At 58.5% G+C, this 809-nt stretch carries 1 protein-coding gene; it reads left to right on the top strand.

What is annotated here, in order from left to right; genetic code table 11:
* Positions 1 to 175 precede the first annotated feature (175 nt).
* Positions 176 to 809, top strand: a 634-nt coding sequence (locus HHU12_RS34225; protein ID WP_394353228.1) for a molybdopterin-dependent oxidoreductase, incomplete at its 3' end; no start/stop codon positions are given.

Below are 809 nucleotides of genomic sequence, written 5' to 3'. Positions count from 1 at the left end.
CCGCTGACCAGCGCCGCAATCATAAGTACGCGTTTTTTCATTTAATGTCCTTAATCCTTTTTATTCTTTGTCACAGCGAACGTGACGGTTGATTATGACGCGCGATTACGGAGAAAATTCCCCGGATACCATCTCTTTTTGTAAATAACATTGAACGGTTGCCCATCACGCCGTCATGACACCTGCATTCGCTGACCAGGAGCCGCCCTTGCCAACCTCATCTGCAACCAAAACCATCTTAACCGCCGCCCACTGGGGACCGATGCTGGTGGAAACGGACGGGGAAAACGTCCTCTCTTCCCGCGGCGCGCTGGCGACACCGTTTGCCAACTCGCTGCAAACGGCAGGGCGCGATCAGGTGCACAGCAAAACCCGCGTGCGCTATCCAATGGTGCGTAAAGGCTTCCTTGCTTCACCGGACAAGCCCCAGGGGGTCCGCGGTCAGGATGAATTCGTGCGGGTGAGCTGGGAGCAGGCGCTGGATCTGATCGATGCCCAGCATCGGCGGATCCGCGACAGCTACGGTCCGGCCTCCATTTTTGCCGGCTCCTACGGCTGGCGCTCTAACGGCGTATTGCATAAGGCGGCGACGCTGCTGCAGCGCTATATGAGCCTGGCGGGCGGCTATACCGGCCATCTTGGCGATTACTCCACCGGCGCGGCGCAGGCGATCATGCCTTATGTCGTTGGCGGCAATGAGGTGTATCAGCAGCAGACCAGTTGGCCGCTGGTGCTCGAGCACAGCGAAGTGGTGGTGCTGTGGAGCGCCAACCCGCTGAACACGCTGAAAATTGCCTGGAATGCCTCCG

It is taken from the genome of Flammeovirga aprica JL-4, assembly GCF_012844305.1.
Classification (GTDB): Bacteria; Bacteroidota; Bacteroidia; order Cytophagales; family Flammeovirgaceae; genus Flammeovirga; species Flammeovirga aprica.
This window is presented reverse-complemented; position numbering and strand designations above follow the sequence as displayed.